Origin of the sequence: Mycolicibacterium arabiense (assembly GCF_010731815.2) — a bacterium.
GTDB classification, from domain to species: Bacteria; Actinomycetota; Actinomycetes; order Mycobacteriales; family Mycobacteriaceae; genus Mycobacterium; species Mycobacterium arabiense.
This window is the reverse complement of the sequence record NZ_AP022593.1, coordinates 1,286,475-1,308,232: the sequence shown is the minus strand read 5'-3', so window position 1 is coordinate 1,308,232 and position 21,758 is coordinate 1,286,475. Positions and strand designations below refer to the sequence as shown.

Below are 21,758 nucleotides of genomic sequence, written 5' to 3'. Positions count from 1 at the left end.
GACACTGCTTCGACCGACCGATCCAAGAGAGGTGCATCCGTGAACTCCCAAGGCATCGAGATGGCCGGGGTGTCAGTGGTATTCGACACGCCCGAGCGCAAGGTCACTGCGGTCACCGGCATCGACCAGACCGTTCCCCACTCGAGCTTCGTGTCGATCGTCGGGCCGAGCGGTTGCGGCAAGTCGACGCTGCTGGCCGTCGTGTCGGGACTGCAGAAGGCCACCACCGGCTCGGTCAGCGTGGCAGGCAAGCCGGTCACCGGGCCCGACCCGAAGATCGGCGTCGTCTTCCAGGAGGACTCGACGCTGCCGTGGCGCACCGTCGAGGAGAACGTCGCCTTCGCGATGGAGATGATCGGAACCCCGAAGGCGACGCGTAAGCAACGCGCCCGGGACACCATCGAACTGGTGGGGCTCGGCGGCTTCGAGAAGTCCTATCCCTCCATGCTCTCGGGTGGCATGCGGCAACGCGTCGCGCTCGCCCGCACGCTCGCCGTGCAACCCGAGGTGGTCCTGATGGACGAGCCGTTCGCGGCACTCGACCAGCAGACCCGGCTGTTCCTCGGCGCCGAGGTCCGCCAGATCTGGGCCCGGACGAAGCAGACGATCATGTTCGTCACCCACGACATATCCGAGGCGATCCTGCTCTCGCAGCAGGTGTGGGTGATGTCGTACCGGCCGGGCACGATCATCGACGTGGTCGACATCGACCTGCCCGCCGAGCGCGACGCCGGGGTGGTCTCGACGCCGCGGTTCAACGAACTGCACAACCGCATCTGGGGTTCGCTGCAGGCCGAGTCGATGCGTGGGTTCAAGCAGCAGGAGACGGGCGAGCCGCCCGCGGAGCGTCAGGACGAGGTGGCGGCGACGTGACCACGTCCATCACCGCCACCGACGATCCGCCCATGCAGACCACCCCACCGCACGCCGCGACGCCCGAGCCGACGCCGCGCAGGCGCAGGTTCGGTGATCTGGCAATCGGCGTGGGCTCCACGGTCGGGCTGGTGCTGCTGTTCACGGTGCTCGCCGAGATCGGCTCCCGCGCCGGCTGGTGGAGCGACCACGTCCTGCCCGCACCGTCGGTGATCTTCACCGCCCTCGGACGCTTGCTCACGGAGCCGCAGTTCTGGCTCGACGCGCAGCGCACCGGCATCGAGGTATCGCTGTCGATCCTGTTCGGGTGCTTCCTCGGTTTCGTTGCGGGCCTGCTGTTCTGGAAGGTCCCACTGCTGGGCCGGGTGTTCGAGCCCTACCTGGTGTCGTTCTACGCCGTACCGCTCGTGCTGTTCTACCCGGTGATGATCGTGCTGGTCGGCATCAACGCGATGTCCGTCATCATCCTGGCGACGATCATGGCCGCGATCCCGATGGCGCTGAACACCGCGGTCGGGCTGAACCAGATGCCCGCGGTGTACCTGAAACTCGCACGATCGCTGCGCGCGTCGCCCCGCCAGACCCTGTTCGCCATCGCCATCCCGGCCGCCGGACCGTACATCGTCGCCGGGTTGCGCCTCGGCGTGGTGTACGCGCTGATCGGCACGATCGCGATGGAGTTCACCACGGCTCAGGCGGGTCTGGGCTACCGGATCCGCTACCTGTACGAGATCTTCGACAACACCGAGATGTTCGCCTACATCGTGGTGGTCTTGCTGCTGTCGTGCCTGCTGACGCTCGTCCTGGCAGCCGTCGAGCGGCTCCTGCTGCGAGGGAGGAACTCGTGACCGCGACACTTCCGCAGACCCCGGTAACCACCGCGACCCCGGCCCGACGGCGTCTCACCCTGCGCCGGGTGCTCGGCAGCCAGCTGTTCGGCGCGTCCGCGTTGGCAGTCCTGGTCCTCGTCGCCTGGGAGGTGATGTCCGGCCTCACGTTCGTGATCCCATCGCCGCTGCAAACCCTCACCGTGCTCGTCGAGAATCTGTCCGACCCGGCATACCTGTTCGACCTGAGGGTGACGGCGCAATCGGTGTTGATGGCCTTCGTCATCGGCACGGCCGTCGGTGGTGCAACCGGTTTGGCGCTCGGCCTGTCCCGCAGGCTGCGGACCATCTTCGAGCCGCTGATCATCATGCTCAACGGCATCCCGAAGATCGTGCTCTACCCGGTACTCCTGCCGATCTTCAGCCTGTCCGGCTCCAAGGTCGTCATGGGCGTGCTCTTCGCACTGTTCCCCGTGCTCGTCAACGTCTCCACCGGGGTGCAGGAGATCCCCAAGGTGTACTGGAAGCTCGCCCGCTCGGTACAGGCCAACGCCTGGCAGACGTTGGTGCACATCATCTTCCCCGCCATCCGCAGGCCGATGCTGACCGGTGTGCGGCTGGCCGTCAGCCTCGCGGTCGTCGGCGTGGTGCTCTCGGAGTTCTTCGCCACCCGACGCGGACTGGGCCGCGTCGTCCTGCAGGCCTACAGTCACGGCGACTACCCGTCGATGGTGGCCACCATCATGCTGCTGATCACCATCTCCTTCGGCATCTCGATTGCGCTGTGGCAGTGGGAGAAACGGCTCCATTGATGTCCCCATCGCCTGAGCCGGGTACCGCCCGCGGATGGGTCGGCACCTCGGTGCGGCGCCGGGAGGACGACCGGATGCTCGGCGGGAACGGACGGTTCCTCGCCGACCACTCCGCAGGCGCCGCACACGTCGTGTTCGTGCGGTCCACCCAGGCCCACGCCACGATCGAACACGTCGACACGACGGCCGCCGAGGCAGCGCCGGGCGTGCACGGCGTGTTCCTCGCCGCCGACCTCGGGCTCACCGACACCCCGATCCCAGCGCTGACCATCCCCGACCCCGACTTCACCGCCGCCACGTCGCTGACACTCGCCGAGCAGCGACTGCCCATCCTGGCCTGCGGCACCGCGTACTACGTCGGCCAGCCGATCGCCGTCGTCATCGCCGACGACCGGTACCTGGCCGAGGACGCCGCCGAGCGCGTCGAGGTGTCGTACCGGCCGCTGCCCCCGGTGGTGGACGCCGAAGAGGCCCTGCAGCCGACGAGTCCCGTGCTCTTCGACCACCTCGACGACAACGAGGCTGCCAGCCTGGAGTATGCATTCGGCGACCCCGAGGCCGCCTTCGCGGCCGCCCACCACGTGGTGCAGGGGACCTACCGGATGGAGCGGCACGGCGCGGTCCCCCTCGAATGCCGCGGTGTACTCGCCGATTACGACCCGGCGCGGCAGCGGGTCGACGTCACGACGTCGACCCAGGTACCGCACATGGTGCGCAACGCGATCTGCGCGGTCACGGGCTGGACGCGCGAGGACGTCAAGGTTTCGGTACCCGACGTCGGTGGCGGGTTCGGCACCAAGGCCAACGTCTACGGCGAGGAAGTGGTGCTCGCCGTGCTGGCACGCCGCACCGCACGCAGGCTCATCTGGACCGAGGACCGCCAGGAACACCTCGTCGCGAGCGCCCAGGCGCGCGACCAGTTGCACCGGGCCCGGCTCGCCGTCGACGCCGACGGCCGAATCCTGGCCTGGGAGGACGACTTCGTCGTCGACATCGGCGCAGGCAGCCTGTGGGTGTCGGGCATCGTCGCCAACACCGCAATCCACCTCATGGGTCCCTACCGGATTCCCGCCGTGCACGTCACCGGCCGTGCTGCCCTGACCAACAAGACCCTCGTCGCGCAGTACCGGGGAGCCGGGCGTCCCGAGGCCACCTTCGCGCTCGAGCGCAGCCTCGATGCGGCCGCCGCCGCGCTGGGGCTGTCGGTCGCGGAGATCCGCCGGCGAAACCTCCTCACCGCGGACGACATGCCCTACGCGCGGCCCATCCCGTACCGCGACGGCGTGCCGATCGCATTCGACGGCGGTGACTACCTCGCGTGCCTCGAGTCGGCGGTGCGGGCACTGCCGGCTTCGGAGATCGAGCATTGTGCCGCCGAGCATCCCGACCACCGCATCGGGTACGGGCTCTCGTCGTACCTCGAGGCGACGGGCAGGGGCCCGCACGAAACGGCCAGGATGCGGTTGCGCTCCGACGGCCGGTTCGAGGTCACGGCGGGCGCGGCGTCTGCGGGCCAGGGCCACGAGACGGTCTTCGCGCAGGTGGCCGCCGATGCCCTCGGCGTGCCGCTGGGGCAGGTGCGCTACCGGCCCGCCGACACCGAACGGCTGCCCGACGGCGTCGGCACGTTCGCCAGCAGGTCGGCCATCCTGGCCGGTTCCGCCGTGCACCAGGCCGCAGGCGAACTGATCGACATGGCCGCACGCCGGGCCGCCGCACTCATGGGCCTCGACGCCGAGGCGGACGTCGTCGAGTACTCCGACGGATGCTTCCGCGCCGGCGCGAGGACGGTGGACTGGGCCGACCTGGCCGCCGCCCGGTGCGTGGGCGGGGCCGACGAAGGCGGTCCCGCGCTCGACGTCAGCACCGTGTTCCGCGTCCCGACCGTGACGTGGACGATGGGGGTCCACGCGGTCATTCTCGGCGTGCACCGCCGCACCGGCATCGTGAAGGTGTTGCGCTACGCGGTGTCTCACGAGGGCGGCCGCGAGATCAACCCCCGCATCGTCGAGGGCCAGATCGTCGGCGGCGTCGCCCAGGGCATCGGCGGCGCGCTGTTCGAGGCGTGGCGCTACTCGGCGACCGGTGAACCGACGTCCACGACCTTCGCCGCCTACCACCTGCCGCTGACCACCGACGTGCCGAACGTCGTCGTCAACCACCTCCACGTCGACACCCCGGCCAATCCGATCGGCGTCCGCGGCGCGGGGGAGAGCGGCACCATCGCGGTGTACTCGGCGATCGCAAGCGCCGTGGACGACGCGGTGGGAGGTGGCCTCCACGTGGCGACGACGCCGATCCACAGCGGCGACCTGTGCAGGGCGATGACGGGGGTTCCTGCGTGAAGCCCGCTGAATTCGCCTATCACAGGCCGGAATCGGTCGCCGAGGCGTTGCACCTGCTGGCGGCAGACCCGGACGCGAAACTACTCGCGGGCGGGCAGTCCCTCCTGACGCTGATGAACCTGCGGCTCGCGCGACCCTCGGCCGTCATCGACGTCGGCAGGCTCACCGAGCTGAGCCGCATCTTCGACGACACCGACGACCTGATCCTCGGCGCGCTGGTGACCCACCGCACGGTGGAGGTCGACCCGTTGGTCGCCGCACGCGCACCTCTGCTGTCCGACGCGGCGCGCTACATCGGTCACGTCGGCATCCGCAACCGCGGCACCATCGGCGGCTCCATCGCCCATGCCGACCCCGCCGCCGAAATGCCGCTGGCGACACTGCTACTCGGCGCGACGTTCCACGTCGACTCCATGGCCAGGGGCAGACGCGAGGTGCCCGCCGACGAGATGTTCGTGTCGTTCTACACCAGCGCGCTGGAACCCGACGAGATGGTCACCTGGATCTCCGTTCCCGCGATCCGGCCGGACCAGGGCTGGGGCTTCGTCGAGTACGCCCACCAGCACGGCGACTACGGGCTGGCCGGCGCGGGTTGTGTGATCACGCTGGGGCCCGACGGACGCATCTCGGCGCTGCGGGCGGCCGCCCTCAGCGTCGCCGACCGACCGCTGCCGTTCGTCGGCGACGACGCGATCGGCATGCTCCCCGATGACCGGCTGTTCGAGGACCTCGCGCAGGCCTGGACCCGAAATGTCGAACCGGCGGCCGACGACGCCGACTACGTCCGACGGCTGTGTGCGACCGCCTTGGCCGAGTCGATGGCCGAGGCGACTCGGCGTGCCACCGCCGTAGGAGGGGAGCCCCACCTTGTCCGCTGAAACCCCGACCACTGGCACCCCAGACACCGAAAGCCCGGCGCACGTGACGATCACGGTGACGGTCAACGGCAAATCGGTATCGCGGTCGGTGCCGCCGCGACGCGTCCTCGCCGACTTCCTGCGCGACGATCTCGGTCTCACCGGAACGCATCTCGGGTGTGAGCACGGCGTGTGCGGAGCCTGCACGGTGTTCGTCGACGGACGGTCTGCACGGGCGTGCCTGACGCTGGCCGTCCAGGTCGACGGAATGCGCGTCGACACCGTCGAGGGACTCGACCAGTTCGAGGAGTCGGCGCGGCTGCGCAAGGCGTTCTCCGAGCGCGGCGGCCTGCAGTGCGGGTTCTGCACCCCTGGCTTCCTGGTCAGCGCGGTGGAACTGCTTCGCGACCCGGACGCCGAGAAGCCGCTCACTGCCGACTCCGTGCGAGAGGCACTGTCGGGCAACATCTGTCGCTGCACCGGGTACCAGGGCATCGTGGCGGCGGTCCTCGATGCCGCGGCGCCCCCGGACAGCGGGGACAGTGCCGACTGACGACGCTGGGTCCGCCGTGTCGTCACCACGCCGGCGGGTTCGAGAACTGCTGCGCCCCGTCGGCCGCAGCAGGTGGGGGATGGCGGCCTGCCTCGCGCTGGCCCTCGGGGCGATCCTCGCGGTGGCCGCCGCCCTCGACCGCGGGGAGATCGGATCGGCAGTGGCGCTGGGCTTCGTGCTGACCGCCGTGCCGTCGCTCCCGCAGGCCTGGCGGCAAGCGGTCACCGTCATGGCCGTCAGGTCCGTTGCGGTGCTGCTCGGTGCGGGAGCCGCCGTGCTCACCGTCGACCACTCCGTCGCCCTCGGCGTGGCGACCGTGACGGCCGCGGTCGTCGGCGCGCTCGCCAACCGGGTCGGACCGACGGCGGGCCTGGCGGTCGTGCTGGTCGCCGTCGACCTGACGCACGTCGCCGGGGCGCAGCAGTTCCCGGTTGCAGCACTGCTGTCGTACGCAGCCGGCGCGGCGCTGGTCGTGGTGGCCTGGACGGTGTGGTTCGTGGGCTCGCGCGCCGTGCGTTCCGCCGAGAGCCCGCCCAGAACATTTCCCACCCAGCTTCGCCCGCCCGGAACGTCTCCTGCCCAGCCCGGTCCGCGGGACGCGGGAGGGCACGCCGTCCGGGTCGGCGTCGCGGTCGCGGTCGCCGTCCTGTTGGCCGGTCTGCTGCCCGACGACCTGGTGGGGGGTCACTGGCTGGTGACCAGCGTGCTGTTGACCGTGCAACCCACCGCCGCGGACACCGGAATGCGTTTGGCGCAGCGGCTTTCGGGCAACGCCGTGGGTGCGTTGATCGCTGCGGTCCTGCTGGGTGCGCGGCCCGGCTTCGTGGTCATTGCCGCCGCGACGGTGGTGCTGTTCACGCTGGCGATGGCGCTGCGGCCGGTGAACTACACGTGGTGGGCGGTGACGGGACCGCCCGTGCTGCTGGTCATCAGCGAGTATCCGGCGCTGTTCCCCTGGTACGAGGGCGGAGTCCGTCTGCTCATGAATTTGGCGGGCGCCGCGATCGTGGTCGCGGTGGTCTTCGGGCCATTGCTGCTGAGCCGGTTCACCTCTCGGGACCGGCTTCCCCGGGAAGACGGGTTCGGATAGTGTATACAAAATCCAACCAAGGAGGAGTCAGGTGAGTTCGCTGCTCGTGGAGGACATCGGCCTCCTGGTGCACGGCGACCGGTCGATGGCGCCGATCCGCGACACCACACTGCTCATCGAGGACGGCCTCATCGCAGCGATCGGCACCGGCGGCGAAGACGCCGACGGGGTCCTGTCGGCGAACGGGCTCACCGTGATGCCGGGTCTGGTCGACGGCCACGTCCACCCCACCTTCGGTGAGTGGACACCGGCCCAGAACGCCGTCGGATGGATCCACAACTATCTGCACGGTGGCACCACCTCGATGGTCTCGGCAGGCGAACTGCACATCCCAGGTCTGGCCTTCGACGCCCTCACTCCCGAACTCGTGTTGAGCATCGCGATCACGAGCAAGCACACCACCGGACGCATGCGGCCGTCGGGAGTCAAGGTCGATGCGGGCACGGTGCTGCTGGTTCCCGGCATGACCGAGGAACACTTCGACCGTGCACACCGCGAGGGGATCGACCAGCTCAAGTTCATCTTCTACGACTGGAACCGGCTCGGCGACGGCGAAGCCCAGCGCTACGTTCGATGGGCGCACGAACGCCGGATGACCGTCAAGATGCACTCCGGCGGAGTGTCGCGGTCGGGGTCCAGCCGCGTGGCCGGCGCCGACGTGGTGATGGCAGTGAGACCCGATGTCGTGGGGCACATCTCGGGTGGGCCGATCCCACCGCCGGACTCGGACATCAAGGCGATCATCGCCGGCTTGCCCGACACCTACGTCGAGGTGTGCAGTTCGAACAACTACCGGGCCACCACGGTGGTGGTCGACGAGCTGACCCGGCATGGCCGGCTCGACCGGCTGACGCTGGGCACCGACACACCCGGCGGCACCGGGGTCATCCCGCGCGGCATGCTGCGCAACGTGTGCTTCATCGCCTCGGTGTGCGGCATGGATCCGGTGTCGGCAGTCGCCGCCGCCACCGGTCAGACCGCTCGCGCACACGGGCTGCGCACCGGCGTCATCGCCGAAGGCATGCCCGCCGACCTGCTGGTGCTCGGACCCATCACGGGGTCGACGGCGACCGACGCGCTCGAATGCTTCGCCATGGGCGACCTGCCCGGCATCGCTTCGGTGCTGGTCGACGGGGTTCCGCTGGTCGCCAGTCGCAGCGAGCAGACCCCGCCTCCGAGTCGATCGGTGACGTGGCGCGGTGCGCCGCGGCGTCGCGAGCAGGACCGGCCTACCCCGGCCGGAGCACACGCCTCCGGCTGCTGCTGACACTTCCATCCGGCCCCCCGAAACAGATCAGGAGTTCCCATGTCCACGAGGCCTTCTCAGCACACGCCTTCCCAAAACGCCGGACCCACCACGCCGGACGTCCTGCTGCGGGTCGACAGCCTGCTCGACGACGAGGAGCGCCAGATCCGGGACACCGTGCGCGCTCTGGTCAAGAGTCGCATCGCACCCGACATCGCCTCCTGGTACGAGAAGGGTGAACTGCCCGCCCGCGAACTGGCCGTCGAACTCGGCAGCCTAGGACTGCTCGGCATGCACCTACAGGGCTACGGCTGCGCAGGCACGTCGGCCGTGGCGTACGGCCTGGCCTGCCTCGAACTGGAGGCAGGCGACTCCGGCATCCGCTCGCTGGTCAGCGTGCAGGGTTCCCTGGCCATGTTCGCGCTGCACGCATTCGGCAGCGAGGAGCAGAAGCAGCACTGGCTGCCGGAGATGGCGGCCGGCCGCAAGATCGGGTGCTTCGGGCTGACCGAACCGGACTTCGGCTCCGACCCGGCCGGGATGCGCACCCGCGCAGTCCGATCCGGCGACGACTGGGTACTCAACGGCACCAAGACCTGGATCACCAACGGTTCGGTCGCCGACGTCGCGATCGTGTGGGCGCGCACCGACGACGGCATCAGGGGCTTCGCCGTCCCCACCGACACGCCGGGCTTCACCGCCCGCACCATCACCTCCAAGATGTCGCTGCGGGCTTCGGTCACCAGCGAACTGGTGCTCGACGACGTGCGGCTGCCCGAGAGCGCCCGCCTGCCGGGGGCCACCAGTCTGCGCGCACCGCTGAGCTGCCTCAACGAGGCGAGGTTCGGCATCGTCTTCGGCTCGGTCGGCGCCGCCAGGGACTGCCTGGAGACCGCGCTGAGCTACGCGCAGTCGCGCATGCAGTTCGACCGGCCGATCGGCGGATTCCAGCTCACCCAGCAGAAACTGGCGGACATGACGCTGGAGTACGGTAAGGGATTCCTGCTGGCGATCCACCTCGGCCGGGCCAAGGACGGCGACGGTCTGGCGCCCGAGCAGGTGAGCCTGGGCAAGCTCAACAACGTCCGCGAGGCGATCGCGATCGCGCGCACGGCGCGCACCATCCTGGGTGCGAGCGGCATCACCGGCGAGTACCCGGTGATGCGGCACGCCAACAACCTGGAATCGGTGTTGACCTACGAGGGCACCAGCGAGATGCATACCCTGGTGATCGGGCAGGCGCTCACCGGCACCGCCGCGTTCCGCTGACGGGTCGGGTCGGGTCAGGGAAGGCACGGTAGAGCACGGTGGCCGAATCGATCGACGAGTACTTCACCGCGACCATCTCGGCGCTGACGGTGCCGGATGATCCGAATCCCGAAGTGCTACGGGGATTCTCGCCGTCGCAGTGCCTCGAGGTCTTCGACGCGCAGCTGGGCAGCAGGCACCTCGACCTGGCCGCGCGGTGGCTACGGTCGCGGGGCAAGGGCTTCTACACGATCGGTTCGGCAGGCCACGAGAGCAACGCGGGCGTCGCGGCGGCGTTGCGCCCCACCGACCCCGCGCTGCTGCACTACCGCTCCGGCGGCTTCTTCCTCGCCCGCGCGGCCCAGGTCGACGGCAGCGACCCGCTGCGCGACGTCCTGCTCGGGCTGGTGGCCGCCACGGAGGAACCGATCTCCGGGGGCAGGCACAAGGTGTTCGGCCGCCACGACCTGAACGTGATCCCGCAGACCTCGACCATCGCCTCCCATCTGCCGAGGGCGCTCGGCGTGGCGTTCTCGATAGCCAGGGCGCGCAAGCTTGGCGTCGAGAGCGCCTGGCCCACCGATGCACTCGCGGTGTGCAGTTTCGGGGACGCCTCGGCCAACCACTCGACCGCGGTCGGTGCCATCAATGCCGCGATGCACACCGCCTATCAAGGTCTGCCGATGCCGCTGCTACTGGTGTGCGAGGACAACGGGATCGGCATCAGCACGCGGACGCCGCAGGGTTGGATCGCGCGGACCTACGACGACCGCGAGGGGCTGCGGTACTTCAGCGCCGACGGCCGTGACCTGCCGTCGGTTCTCGCGGTCGCAGGCGAGGCTGCGGCGTTCGTCCGCACGCACCGCAAGCCCGCGTTCCTGCACCTGCGCACCGTGCGCCTGATGGGTCACGCAGGATCGGACTACGAACCGGCATACCGCAAACCGGACGAGATCACGGCCGACTTCGCCCGAGATCCGCTGACCTGCACCGCCCGGCTGCTCGTCGAGGCCGGGGTCGTCGACCCTCAGCAGCTGCTCGACGCCTACGAGGCGAAGCGCACGCGCGTGCTGGACATGGCCGCCGAGGTGGCCGAACTCGCTCAGCTCGACGAGCCCGCCGCGGTGATGGCGCCACTGCGCGAGAGCCTCGCCGACGCCGTCTCGGCCACCGAGGAGGCGGCCGCTGCGCCCCGGGACGACTCCACCGGCGGGGCCACGCCGGTCACCGTCGCGCAGGCGATCAACCGGGCGCTGGAAGGGGTACTGGCAGCGCAACCCGAGGCACTGGTGTTCGGCGAGGACGTCGCACGCAAGGGCGGCGTCTACGGCGTGACGCGCGGCCTGCAGGCGCAATACGGCACCGCGCGGGTGTTCGACACGCTGCTCGACGAGCAGTCCATCCTCGGCCTCGCCCTGGGCGCCGGGGTCTCGGGCCTGTTGCCCATCCCCGAGATCCAGTACCTGGCCTACCTGCACAACGCCGCCGACCAGATTCGCGGCGAGGCTGCGACCCTGCAGTTCTTCTCCAACCGGCAGTACCGCAACCCGATGGTCGTCCGCATCGCCGGGTACGGCTACCAGAAGGGGTTTGGCGGGCACTTCCACAACGACGACTCGATCACCGCGATCCGGGACATCCCCGGCGTGGTCGTCGCCTCGCCGGCCCGCCCGGACGACGCTGCGGCGCTGCTGCGTTCGTGCGTGCTCGCCGCCAAGACGGCGGGCACCGTCTGCATCTTCCTCGAGCCCATCGCGCTCTACCACACCCGCGACCTCTACGACGACGGCGACGATCTGTGGCTCGCGCCCGACACCGGCGAGGTCGCGCCGCTGGGTCGCGCCCGAACCCACGGCGACGGCGCCGATCTGACCATCGTGACGTTCGGCAACGGGCTGCGGATGAGCCTGCGCGTGTCGCGTCGGCTGGCCGAACTCGGCATCTTCGCGCGCGTGGTCGACCTGCGCTGGCTCGCACCACTTCCGGTGCGCGACATCTTGTCCGAGGCGGCGGCAACCGGCCGCGTGCTGGTCGTCGACGAGACCCGCGAGAGTGGCGGTGTCAGCGAGGGTGTCGTGACCGCGCTGATCGACCATGGCTACGCGGGCGGTCTGGCGCGGGTGGCGAGCCGCGACAGCTTCATTCCGCTGGGCGATGCGGCACTGGAGGTGCTGCTGTCCGAGGACACGATCACCGATGCCGCCATCAAGCTGGTGCGTTCGACGCAGCGCTGACCGAACGAGGGTCCTGCGTCAGCGCTTCTCCGCGTACGCCGACCACTCGATCTCGGAGGCGGGCAGGTCGCGTCCGGTGGGCCGGACGTACCGCTCGCGCAGTTCGTTCGGTCCCAGCTGTTCGACCAGTCGCCAGCCGTAACCCTCGAGGAAGTCCTCGGCGTCCTCGGGTGCCAGGCCGAACTTCCAGATCTGACGGCGCTGCCGGAACCGCCGGTACAGCGACGTGGCGCCGTAGAGGTCGGCGCCGGAGATGAAGTCCGCCCGGACGTAGGTGAGGTCGAGCCTGCTGCCCGCGGGCGCACCGGCCAACTGGGCGAACGTCGCCCGCACGGCCGACTCGGTGAGGTACTGGGTGACGCCCTCCCACACGAAGAAGGCGCGGGCATCCGGGGGATAGCCGTGCGCTGCGAGCACGGCGAAGAGGTCGTCACGCTCGAAGTCGATGGGCACCAGCACGACCGAGGGTGGCGGGCCGCCGAGGACACGGGCGACGACGTCGTGCTTGCGCGCCACGTTGACCGGCAGGTCGACCTCGTACACCGGCACGTCGCTCACCCGGGCCATCCGGTACGCCAGTGTGTCGAGCCCGGCGCCGAGCACCACGACGGCGTCGACGTCGGCGAGCGCGTGCCGCAGATTGTCCTCGACGTAGCGCTTGCGGCACGTCAGGTTCGCCCACAGTCCTGGCCCAGAGCGCTCGGAGGCGCCGATCACGGCACGTCGGAGTCGGGGCCATCTGGTCGCGGCGACGAGCAGCCGCAACGGCAGCGGAAGGAACGCCGCGGCGAGGTCGTCGTCGACCAGGCGTCGGTCTGCTCGCTCGTGCTGCTCGACTGCGGACAGCACGATGGGTCCGAATGCAGTGGCGGCAGCCGGGTTTCGCGACATCGTCGGCTCCTCCGGTCCTCCGGGTGAGGGTCAGCGCTTGTTCACGTAGCCGTCGTCGACGGGGAGGGCGACGCCGGTGATGTGCTTGCCCGTGTCGGACACCAGCCAGGCCACGGTCTCGGCGATGACCTCGGGTTCGACGGTCTCCATGTTCGCCGCACCCGCCATGTTCTGCGAGCCCTCGGCGTCGCCGGTCATCTCGGCGAGCCACTGCCGGGTGAACTCGTTGTCGATCATCGGGGTGCGAACCCCGGCCGGATGTACCGAGTTGACCCGGATGTTCTGCGGGGACAACAGGTTCGCATACGAACGCATCAGGCCCACGACCCCGTGCTTGGCCGCCGCATAGCCGATGGAACCGGCGAACGGTGAGCCGAGGCCGACGAGGCCCATGACGGAGCTGATCAGCACGATCGCCCCGCCGTTGCCTGCCTTGATCATCGGGCGCATCGCGACGTCGACGGTGTGGTGCACGCCGGTCAGGTTGACCTCGATGACGTCGTGCCAGGCGTTCTCGCCCGCCATCGGCGCAATCCCCGCGTTGGCGATCACGATGTCCAGACGCCCACCGAGTTCGTCGACACCCGCCCGCAGTGCGTTCTTGAGTCCTGCGCGGTCCCGGACGTCCGCCTGGGTGGCCACGATGCGAGCGCCGGTGTCCTCGACCAGTTTGACCGTGGCGGCCATGTCGTCGGCCGTGGCCATAGGGTAGGGGACCGAGGCGATCTGGTCGCACAGGTCGACGGCGATGACGTCGGCGCCGTCGGACGCCAGCCGCACGGCATGGGCGCGGCCCTGACCGCGGGCGGCGCCGGTGATGAACGCGACCTTGCCCTTCAACGGGCCGTCGGGCGCAGCCACGTCAGCTCCGGAGCTGACCCTTGGCGGGATCGCCTGCGACCACCGGCGTGAGCATCTTGATGTCCGGTGCGCCGTCGAGGTGTTCGCCGACCGCGCCGAACAGTGCGCTGATCGCGGGGGCGGTGCTGTGCGTCTTCAACGCCTCCTCGTCGGCCCACTGCTCGACGAAGACGAAGGTGCCGTTGGCCTCGTGCAACGAGTACAGCTCGCAACCCGGCTCGGAGTGCACCGCCTCGATGGCCTTGACGCACGCGTCCCGCACCGCGTCGACGGAGTCGGGCTTGGCGGTCATGGTGGCGACGACGACGACTGGCATGGTGGCTCCTCGTGACTCTTCGATGAGTGATTCGGCGCACACACTACTGGGCCGCAGCTTAGGTCACCTCACTAACTGGCGACCTCACCGATCACGTCGTCGCCGACTTCGCCGTACTCGCACCGCGCTGGTCGATCTCGGTGACCTCCTCCGCACCGACGAGGTAGAGCCGCGCGGTCGCCAGATCGAGGAACATGCCGACGACCGTCACCGATCCCTCCGCTATCCGCTCGGCCACCTGAGGGTGCCGCTGTACGGCCTGCACCTGGGTCGCCACGTTCACGACGCTCAACTGATCGGCTCCGGTGAAGCCGGCCTCGGCGGCGGCACGTGCCACCGGGTGGTAGTCGCGGAACGCCGCCAGACTCTCGGCGCCGTGGTCGAGCCACTGCTGCATCGATCCCCGCGCGGTGCCGTGCATCAGGTCGTGCATCGCGTCGCAGCCGGAGTGGCCGCAGATCGCGATGGTCCGCACCGACAACCGCTCCACCGCATAGCTCAGCGCCGACTCGACCGAGAGGTCACCGCCCACCAGGTTGCCCACGTTGCGCACGTTGAGCAGTTCTCCCGGCGCGCTGTCGGTGATCAGGTTGGGCAGGATCCGGGCGTCGGCACAGGTGACCAGCATCGTGTGCGGATCGTGGGGAGCATCGGCATCGGCCATCCGCAGCAGTGGGGCGAGTCCGTTGTTGAAGCGGTCGACGCCGCCGGCGAACTGAGGCGGCAGGATCGACCGCAGTGCGGAGATCACCCGCCGGCCCTCGGTGTCGCGACGCGGCGGCCGGTCGTGCGCGAACTCCATTCGCGCCGTTCCAGTTTCGGTCACCGTCACCTCGTCGCCCTTGTCGCGGCGCTGGCGGATCCACTCCGTGAGGGTGTCCATGGCCGCGTGATCCAGGTAGTCGACGTTGAGGTCGACGAACACCTCGGCACCCGGCGGGATGCTCGCCAGCGCCGCGGTCAGCCGCGGCAGGGCCAGGAAGCTGCACGATCCGGTGATCGCGACGTGCCAGCGGGCGGGGCCGTCGGTCTCGATGCGATCGGTCAGGTCCTCGGCGACGATCGACACCCGCACGATCCGCCACGCGGCGATGGCGATCGCGAGCACCAGTCCGATCATCACGCCCTCGAGGAGGTTGAGGAAGACGACGGCCGCCAGCGTGACGCAGTAGATGACCAATTCGCCGGTGCGGCGGGCCAGGTCGATGTGCGCGAGCTTGACCAGCTGGATGCCGATGACGATGAGCAGCCCGGCCAGTGCGGCATTGGGGATCATCTCGACGACGTTCACCAGGAACACTGAGAACAGCAGCAGCCACACCCCGTGCAGCGCCGCCGACGCGCGGGTCTTGGCACCTGCCGAGACGTTGGCCGTGCTGCGGACGATCACGCCCGTGACGGGCAGTCCGCCGAGCAGTCCGGAGCCGACGTTGGCGGTGCCCTGGCCGACGAGTTCCCTGTTGAAGTCGGTGCGTGGACCGGTGTGCATCTTGTCGACCGCGGTCGCCGACAACAGGCTCTCGACGCTCGCGATGAGGGCGACGGTGAGTACCGCGATGGCGATCGCGCTCCAGGTGCCCTCCGGCATCTCCGGCAGTCCGATCGCGTCGATCACCGACTCGTCGAGCGTGATGCGGTCGGTGCTCAGGCCGGGCAGATAGCTCACCGACGTGGCCAGCACCACGGCGACGAGCGCCGCGGGTACCACCCGCACCTTTCCTGGGGCGAAACGCCAGAGCAGCATCACCGCGATGACCAGACCACCGATCAACACCTCCGACCACTGCGGTGCGGCCACCTGACCGGGCAGTGCCGTCAGGTTCTCCCAGGCGTTGCTGCGCGGGCCGCCGCCGAGCAGGACGTGCACCTGCTGCAGGGCGATGGTGATGCCGATGCCCGCGAGCATCGCGTGCACGACGATCGGCGCGATGGCCAGTGCTGCGCGGGCAATTCGGCTGAGCCCCAGCAGGATCTGCATCACCCCCGCGGCGGCGGTGATGGCGCACGTTGCCTTCCAACCGAATTGAGCGACGAGTTCGGCCACGACGACGGTGAGTCCGGCGGCGGGCCCGGAGACCTGCAGCGGCGAGCCGCCGACGACCGCACAGACGATGCCGCCGACGATCGCGGCGATCAGCCCGGCGACCACCGGTGCGCCGGAGGCCACGGCGATGCCGATCGACAACGGCAGTGCGACAAGGAAAACCACCAGCGACGCTGGGACATCATATCGAAAAACATTGCGTAACAATGGTTTAACATTGGCGAGATCCGTCGTCGCGTTCACCGTGTCGAGAGTAGCGGCGGCTACGGAATCCGTCGCGTTACCAATCGGTGACGCTAGCCACGTTTGACGAAGGCGCAGGTCGGCAACGGTGCCGCGGCAGAGTGCATTCCGTTGCCTGAAGGATGCCTAGTTGTTACCCGTGTGGCTGATGGTGCAAATGGGTCCTCTGCGACTAGGCTGACCCGCATGGCAAGTAAGACCGTCAACCGATCTGGCTCGCGAAACACCAGGTCGGGGGCGGGTTCCCGAGGCGCCTCGGCACCGAAGCGCCCGGCCGCACCAAGGAAGAAGCCGCAGAAGCGCAGCACGGGCAACTCCGCGGCCGGATCCGCCGGTGCCGCGGTAGGCCGTGGCGCCCGCGCCGGCTGGCTGATGCTCGCCAAGGGCGCGGGCAGCACCGCCCGGTCGATCGGGCGTGCGCGCGACCTCGAGCCGGGCCACCGGCGCGACGGCATCGCGCTGGCCCTGCTCGGCGTCGCCGTCGTGATCGCCGCCAGTTCGTGGTTCGACGCGGCCCGTCCGGTCGGCGGCTGGATCGACGTCGCGGTGCGCACGCTCGTCGGCTCGGCCGTGGTGCTGATTCCGTTGTTGCTCGCGACCATCGCCGTCGTCCTCATGCGCACCGAACCGCAGCCCGACATCCGGCCGCGCCTAATCCTCGGATCGACGATGATCACGCTGCCCGTCCTCGGACTGTGGCACCTCTGGGCCGGCGCCCCGGCCGATCCGGTCGCACGGCGTGGCGGCGCAGGGTTCGTCGGCTTCGCCATCGGCGGCCCGCTCTCCGACGGCCTCACGCCGTGGATCGCCGCGCCGCTGCTCGTGATGGGGGCGCTCTTTGGCGTCCTGCTCATCACCGGCACCACCATCCGCGAGGTACCCGCCACGCTGCGCGACCTCTTCTCGACCGGTTACCGCGACGACGACTACGACGACGAGTACTCCGACGACCTCCCGGCCCACGCATCGGCCAAGGCGCAGGACGAGGACTTCTCCGACGGCTACTACGACGACCCCGCCGCCTACTCCGGCGACGAGGCGCGCGCGTGGCCGGGTGCTGCTCCGGCGTCCCCCGTGGCAGCCCCCGTCGCCCCGCCGTCCGGTGGGACGCCGTACGACAACTACCCGCTCGAGGACGAGGCGCCGGCCGCACCCGAGCCGGCCCGCGTCGCCAAGCGCAAGAAGGCACCCAAGAAGCAGGAGACCCTGGTCCTCGACCGCGTCGTCGAGGGGCCCTACGCATTGCCGTCACTCGACCTGCTGATCGCAGGCGACCCGCCGAAGCTGCGCAGCGCCGCCAACGACGCGATGATGGACTCGATCAACTCGGTGCTGCAGCAGTTCAAGGTGGACGCCGCCGTCACCGGATGCACCCGCGGTCCGACCGTCACCCGTTACGAGGTGGAACTCGGGCCGGGCGTGAAGGTCGAGAAGATCACCGCACTGCAGCGCAACATCGCCTACGCCGTCGCCACCGAGAGCGTCCGCATGCTCGCGCCGATCCCCGGCAAGTCGGCCGTCGGCATCGAGGTGCCCAACACCGACCGCGAGATGGTCCGGCTCGCCGACGTCCTCACCGATCCCGGCGTGCGCAGTGACCACCACCCGCTGATCATCGGCCTCGGCAAGGACATCGAGGGCGAGATGATCTACGCCAACCTCGCCAAGATGCCGCACCTACTGGTCGCGGGCTCGACCGGCTCCGGCAAGTCCAGCTTCGTGAACTCGATGCTGGTCTCGCTACTGACGCGCGCCACGCCCGACGAGGTCAGGATGGTGCTCATCGACCCGAAGATGGTCGAGCTGACCCCGTACGAGGGCATCCCGCACCTCATCACCCCGATCATCACCCAGCCGAAGAAGGCGGCAGCCGCGCTGGCGTGGCTGGTCGAGGAGATGGAGCAGCGCTACCAGGACATGCAGGCGTCCCGCGTCCGGCACATCGACGTGTTCAACGAAAAGGTCCGGTCGGGCGAGATCACGACGCCGCTGGGCAGCGAGCGGGTCTACAAGCCCTACCCCTACATCCTGGCGATCGTCGACGAGCTGGCCGACCTCATGATGACCGCGCCGCGCGACGTGGAAGAGGCCATCGTCCGCATCACGCAGAAGGCCCGTGCCGCGGGCATCCACCTGGTGCTCGCCACGCAGCGGCCGTCGGTCGACGTCGTGACCGGTCTGATCAAGACCAACGTGCCGTCCCGGCTGGCGTTCGCGACGTCGTCGCTGACCGACAGCCGCGTCATCCTCGACCAGCCCGGCGCCGAGAAGCTCATCGGCATGGGCGACGGTCTGTTCCTGCCGATGGGCGCCAACAAGCCGATCCGGCTGCAGGGCGCGTTCATCTCCGACGAGGAGATCCAGGCCGTCGTCGAGGCCACCAAGGCCCAAGCCGAGCCGGAGTTCATCGAAGGCGTCACCGCCGCCAAGGCGACGGGGGAGCGCGGCGACGTCGACCCCGACATCGGCGACGACATGGACGTCCTCCTCCAAGCCGTCGAACTCGTCGTGTCCTCGCAGTTCGGCTCGACGTCGATGCTGCAGCGCAAGCTGCGGGTCGGGTTCGCCAAGGCGGGCCGCCTGATGGACCTGATGGAGACCCGGCAGATCGTCGGGCCGTCGGAGGGGTCGAAGGCGCGCGAGGTGCTGGTCAAGCCCGACGAGCTGGCGGGCACCCTGGCGTTGATCCGTGGCGGGGCGGACGCCAACGGGGCCGACGCCGAGGAGCCCGACTTCTGACCCGTCACGCTGACGCCTACAGCAGCAACAGCATTCGGGTGTTTCCGAGGGTGTTGGGCTTGACGTAGGACAGGTCGAGGAACTCGGCGACGCCGATGTCGTAAGACCGCCGCATCTCGTCGTACACCTCGGCGGTGACCGGCGTGCCGTCGATCTCCTCGAACCCGTGCGAGGCGAAGAAGTCCGTCTCGAAGGTCAACACGAAGATGCGCTCGAGCCGCAATTCGCGCGCCACGTCGAGCAGCCGCTCGACCACGGCGTGTCCGACGCCGCGCCCGCGGACCTTCGGGTGGGCTGCGACGGTGCGCACCTCGCCGAGGTCCGACCACAGGACGTGCAGAGCGCCGCAGCCCACCACCTCGCCGTCGAGTTCGGCCACCCAGAACTCCTGGACCGCCTCGTAGAGAGTGACGAGGTTCTTCTCCAGCAGGATTCGGCCGGCGTAGATGTCGACGAGAGCCTTGATGTGCGGCACGTCCGACGTACGGGCACGACGGACCACGAAACCGTCACTTCCGGGCGCCTCGGTCACAGCAGCGAGGGTATCCGCATGCGCAACGGATATTCTGTTGCGGTGCCGAGCCAGTCTGAGAGCAATCCAGTGGTTCCGCACGTCAGCGTCGTCAACGTCGCCAACCTCCTGACTGGCCTGCGGGTCGTACTGGTGCCGGTGTTCCTCGCGGCGCTCTTCGTCGGTGACGGACACGAAACATTTTGGCGTCTGGTGGCTTTCGCGGTGTTCACCGTCGCGGTGATCACCGATCGGATCGACGGCGAGATCGCCCGCGCCTACGGCATGGTGACCGAGTTCGGCAAGCTCGCCGACCCGATCGCCGACAAGGCGCTGATCGGCGCCGCCCTGATCGGTCTGTCGCTGCTGGGGGACCTGCCGTGGTGGGTAACCGTGGTGATCCTGGTGCGTGAGATAGCCGTCACACTGCTGCGTTTCGCGGTCATCCGCACGGGCGTCATTCCCGCCAGCCGGGGCGGCAAGCTCAAGACCTTGGTGCAGGCCGTCGCGATCGGCCTCTTCGTGCTCCCGCTGTCCGGCGCGTGGTTGACCGGGGCGTGGGTGCTCATGGTCGCCGCCGTCGTGCTCACCGTGCTCACGGGATTGGACTACGTGCTGTCGGCCGTGCGCGGGGCGCGCACCGCCTGAGCCCTCGTGACGCGTCGCAGACGATGTCGCGGCGGCGGGAACCAAACCGGCGGTCGTCGGCGTTGGCAACTAAGACTGCCCGAAGACCCAGTCGAAGGAGCCCCGATGACGGCATTGCTGCGTGAAGTGATCGGCGACGTGCTGCGCCAAGCCAGGACTGCGCAGGGCCGTACCTTGCGTGAAGTCTCCGACGACGCACGCGTCAGCCTCGGATACCTGTCCGAGGTCGAACGTGGCCGCAAGGAGGCGTCGAGCGAGCTGCTCAGCGCCATCTGCTCGGCCCTCGACGTGCCGATGTCGCGCGTGCTGACCAACGCAGGCGAGGTGCTCGAGCACGCCGAACGCGAAGCCGACACCAGGGCTGCGAGCGCAGCCAACATCGACGTCTCCACCAAGGTCGTCATCCCGCAGGTCGTCTCGATGGCGGTCGCATAGCTGCTCCAGCTCGGCGCGGCCGTCGCTAAATCCCGTGCAGGGGTGTGGCGGTGTGTGCCAAACCATTAAGTTGGCAGGTAGTGCGAACCCCGCTGGGCCGGCGTGCCGGCTCCGGGCAGTGACAGATCGACCGGACAACGATTCGTAAGGCGGACCGAACTCATGGCCAATCCCTTCAGCAAGGCGTGGAAGTACCTGATGGCGCTGTTCAGCTCCAAGGTCGACGAGTACGCCGATCCGAAGGTGCAGATCCAGCAGGCCATCGAGGATGCCCAGCGGCAGCACCAGGCCCTGACCCAGCAGGCCGCACAGGTGATCGGCAACCAGCGTCAGCTCGAGATGCGGCTCAACCGTCAGCTCGCCGACATCGAGAAGCTGCAGGTCAACGTCCGCCAGGCGCTCACCCTCGCCGACCAGGCCGCGGCCAACGGCGACGCGGCCAAGACCAACGAGTACACCAACGCCGCCGAGGCCTTCGCCGCCCAGCTGGTGACCGCCGAGCAGAGCGTCGAGGACCTCAAGTCGCTGCACGACCAGGCGCTGCAGGCCGCAGGCCAGGCCAAGAAGGCCGTCGAGCAGAACGCCATGGTGCTGCAGCAGAAGATCGCCGAGCGCAGCAAGCTGCTCAGCCAGCTCGAGCAGGCCAAGATGCAGGAGCAGGTCAGTGCGTCGCTGCAGTCGATGAGCGAACTCTCGGCGCCGGGCAGCACGCCCAGCCTCGACGAGGTCCGCGACAAGATCGAACGTCGCTACGCCAACGCGATGGGCGCAACCGAACTCGCTCAGAACTCCGTGCAGGGTCGAATGATGGAGGTGCAGCAGGCCAGCGTGCAGATGGCAGGCCACTCGCGCCTCGAGCAGATCCGCGCGTCGATGCGCGGGGATTCGCTCGCCGCCGGTGGGTCCACCGCGACGCCCGCCACGCCTGCCACCAACCCTCCGGCAGCAGCGCCGGAGAACCCGCTGTCGCAGTAACCCGATGAGT

At 69.2% G+C, this 21,758-nt stretch carries 19 protein-coding genes; 14 read left to right on the top strand and 5 right to left on the bottom strand.

The annotated features are described in order from the left end of the window. Positions 1-39: 39 nt before the first annotated feature. The 10 genes from G6N61_RS07925 (at position 40) to G6N61_RS07880 (ending at position 12,085) form a co-directional block, all read left to right on the top strand. Positions 40-873 (top strand): ABC transporter ATP-binding protein, encoded by an 834-nt coding sequence (locus G6N61_RS07925; protein WP_163918028.1) that lies wholly within the window; start codon positions 40-42, stop codon positions 871-873. Then, positions 870-1,721 (top strand): ABC transporter permease, encoded by an 852-nt coding sequence (locus G6N61_RS07920; RefSeq protein ID WP_235887454.1) that lies wholly within the window; start codon positions 870-872, stop codon positions 1,719-1,721. Before G6N61_RS07925 ends, G6N61_RS07920 begins: the two co-directional genes overlap by 4 nt. Continuing rightward, positions 1,718-2,512, top strand: coding sequence for an ABC transporter permease (locus G6N61_RS07915; RefSeq protein WP_235887453.1), 795 nt, complete (start codon positions 1,718-1,720; stop codon positions 2,510-2,512). Before G6N61_RS07920 ends, G6N61_RS07915 begins: the two co-directional genes overlap by 4 nt. After that, a complete protein-coding gene (locus G6N61_RS07910) occupies positions 2,512-4,857 on the top strand; it encodes a xanthine dehydrogenase family protein molybdopterin-binding subunit (RefSeq protein ID WP_235887452.1) in 2,346 nt (781 codons plus the stop codon). The genes G6N61_RS07915 and G6N61_RS07910 overlap by 1 nt, the downstream gene beginning before the upstream one ends. Beyond that, a complete protein-coding gene (locus G6N61_RS07905) occupies positions 4,854-5,735 on the top strand; it encodes an FAD binding domain-containing protein (protein WP_163918027.1) in 882 nt (293 codons plus the stop codon). The genes G6N61_RS07910 and G6N61_RS07905 overlap by 4 nt, the downstream gene beginning before the upstream one ends. Beyond that, a complete protein-coding gene (locus G6N61_RS07900) occupies positions 5,725-6,267 on the top strand; it encodes a (2Fe-2S)-binding protein (RefSeq protein WP_235887451.1) in 543 nt (180 codons plus the stop codon). The genes G6N61_RS07905 and G6N61_RS07900 overlap by 11 nt, the downstream gene beginning before the upstream one ends. Positions 6,268-6,283: 16 nt before the next feature. Next, complete coding sequence (locus G6N61_RS07895) at positions 6,284-7,357, top strand: FUSC family protein (RefSeq protein ID WP_163918026.1); 1,074 nt, start codon at positions 6,284-6,286, stop codon at positions 7,355-7,357. 31 nt (positions 7,358-7,388) lie between these two features. Then, entirely contained in the window at positions 7,389-8,624 is a 1,236-nt protein-coding gene (locus tag G6N61_RS07890; protein ID WP_163918025.1) for an amidohydrolase family protein, read from the top strand. 39 nt (positions 8,625-8,663) lie between these two features. After that, a complete protein-coding gene (locus G6N61_RS07885; RefSeq protein ID WP_163918024.1) occupies positions 8,664-9,872 on the top strand; it encodes an acyl-CoA dehydrogenase family protein in 1,209 nt (402 codons plus the stop codon). A gap of 89 nt (positions 9,873-9,961) precedes the next feature. Next, a complete protein-coding gene (locus tag G6N61_RS07880; RefSeq protein ID WP_407666477.1) occupies positions 9,962-12,085 on the top strand; it encodes a thiamine pyrophosphate-dependent enzyme in 2,124 nt (707 codons plus the stop codon). Between the two features lie 18 nt (positions 12,086-12,103). Here G6N61_RS07880 and G6N61_RS07875 read toward each other — a convergent pair whose 3' ends face one another. The 4 genes from G6N61_RS07875 to G6N61_RS07860 form a co-directional block, all read right to left on the bottom strand. Continuing rightward, on the bottom strand, positions 12,104-12,976 hold the full coding sequence (locus G6N61_RS07875) for an SAM-dependent methyltransferase (RefSeq protein WP_163918022.1): 873 nt from the start codon (positions 12,974-12,976) through the stop codon (positions 12,104-12,106). A gap of 30 nt (positions 12,977-13,006) precedes the next feature. Beyond that, entirely contained in the window at positions 13,007-13,837 is an 831-nt protein-coding gene (locus G6N61_RS07870) for a mycofactocin-coupled SDR family oxidoreductase (protein WP_163918021.1), read from the bottom strand. Position 13,838: 1 nt separating this feature from the next. Next, positions 13,839-14,153 carry a putative quinol monooxygenase gene (locus G6N61_RS07865; protein WP_163918020.1) on the bottom strand — a complete coding sequence of 105 codons (315 nt, stop codon included), beginning with the start codon at positions 14,151-14,153 and terminating at the stop codon, positions 13,839-13,841. A 91-nt stretch (positions 14,154-14,244) separates the two neighbouring features. Next, positions 14,245-16,404 carry a SulP family inorganic anion transporter gene (locus G6N61_RS07860; protein ID WP_163924667.1) on the bottom strand — a complete coding sequence of 720 codons (2,160 nt, stop codon included), beginning with the start codon at positions 16,402-16,404 and terminating at the stop codon, positions 14,245-14,247. A gap of 222 nt (positions 16,405-16,626) precedes the next feature. Here G6N61_RS07860 and G6N61_RS07855 point away from each other — a divergent pair, with 222 nt between their 5' ends. Further along, positions 16,627-19,179 (top strand): FtsK/SpoIIIE family DNA translocase, encoded by a 2,553-nt coding sequence (locus G6N61_RS07855; RefSeq protein ID WP_163918019.1) that lies wholly within the window; start codon positions 16,627-16,629, stop codon positions 19,177-19,179. 16 nt (positions 19,180-19,195) lie between these two features. On the opposite strand, the gene G6N61_RS07850 is transcribed toward G6N61_RS07855, so the two are convergent. Then, entirely contained in the window at positions 19,196-19,711 is a 516-nt protein-coding gene (locus tag G6N61_RS07850; protein WP_179973586.1) for an amino-acid N-acetyltransferase, read from the bottom strand. Positions 19,712-19,729: 18 nt separating this feature from the next. Between G6N61_RS07850 and pgsA the strand changes: the two genes are divergently transcribed. The 3 genes from pgsA (at position 19,730) to pspA (ending at position 21,748) form a co-directional block, all read left to right on the top strand. Continuing rightward, on the top strand, positions 19,730-20,338 hold the full coding sequence (gene pgsA / locus G6N61_RS07845) for a CDP-diacylglycerol--glycerol-3-phosphate 3-phosphatidyltransferase (RefSeq protein ID WP_170314458.1): 609 nt from the start codon (positions 19,730-19,732) through the stop codon (positions 20,336-20,338). A 105-nt stretch (positions 20,339-20,443) separates the two neighbouring features. Beyond that, positions 20,444-20,773 carry a transcriptional regulator ClgR gene (gene clgR, locus G6N61_RS07840; RefSeq protein WP_163918017.1) on the top strand — a complete coding sequence of 110 codons (330 nt, stop codon included), beginning with the start codon at positions 20,444-20,446 and terminating at the stop codon, positions 20,771-20,773. A gap of 162 nt (positions 20,774-20,935) precedes the next feature. Beyond that, positions 20,936-21,748, top strand: coding sequence for a phage shock protein PspA (gene pspA, locus G6N61_RS07835; protein WP_163918016.1), 813 nt, complete (start codon positions 20,936-20,938; stop codon positions 21,746-21,748). The last annotated feature ends 10 nt before the right edge of the window (positions 21,749-21,758 follow it).

Excerpts from the sequence above, each read along its gene's own strand:
- G6N61_RS07910 (WP_235887452.1), top strand. The coding sequence starts at position 2,512 with ATGTCCCCATCGCCTGAGCCGGGTACCGCCCGCGGATGGGTCGGCACC.
- G6N61_RS07885 (WP_163918024.1), top strand. The coding sequence starts at position 8,664 with ATGTCCACGAGGCCTTCTCAGCACACGCCTTCCCAAAACGCCGGACCC.
- G6N61_RS07875 (WP_163918022.1), bottom strand. The coding sequence starts at position 12,976 with ATGTCGCGAAACCCGGCTGCCGCCACTGCATTCGGACCCATCGTGCTG.
- G6N61_RS07865 (WP_163918020.1), bottom strand. The coding sequence starts at position 14,153 with ATGCCAGTCGTCGTCGTCGCCACCATGACCGCCAAGCCCGACTCCGTC.
- G6N61_RS07855 (WP_163918019.1), top strand. The coding sequence starts at position 16,627 with ATGGCAAGTAAGACCGTCAACCGATCTGGCTCGCGAAACACCAGGTCG.
- pgsA (WP_170314458.1), top strand. The coding sequence starts at position 19,730 with ATGCGCAACGGATATTCTGTTGCGGTGCCGAGCCAGTCTGAGAGCAAT.
- clgR (WP_163918017.1), top strand. The coding sequence starts at position 20,444 with ATGACGGCATTGCTGCGTGAAGTGATCGGCGACGTGCTGCGCCAAGCC.
- pspA (WP_163918016.1), top strand. The coding sequence starts at position 20,936 with ATGGCCAATCCCTTCAGCAAGGCGTGGAAGTACCTGATGGCGCTGTTC.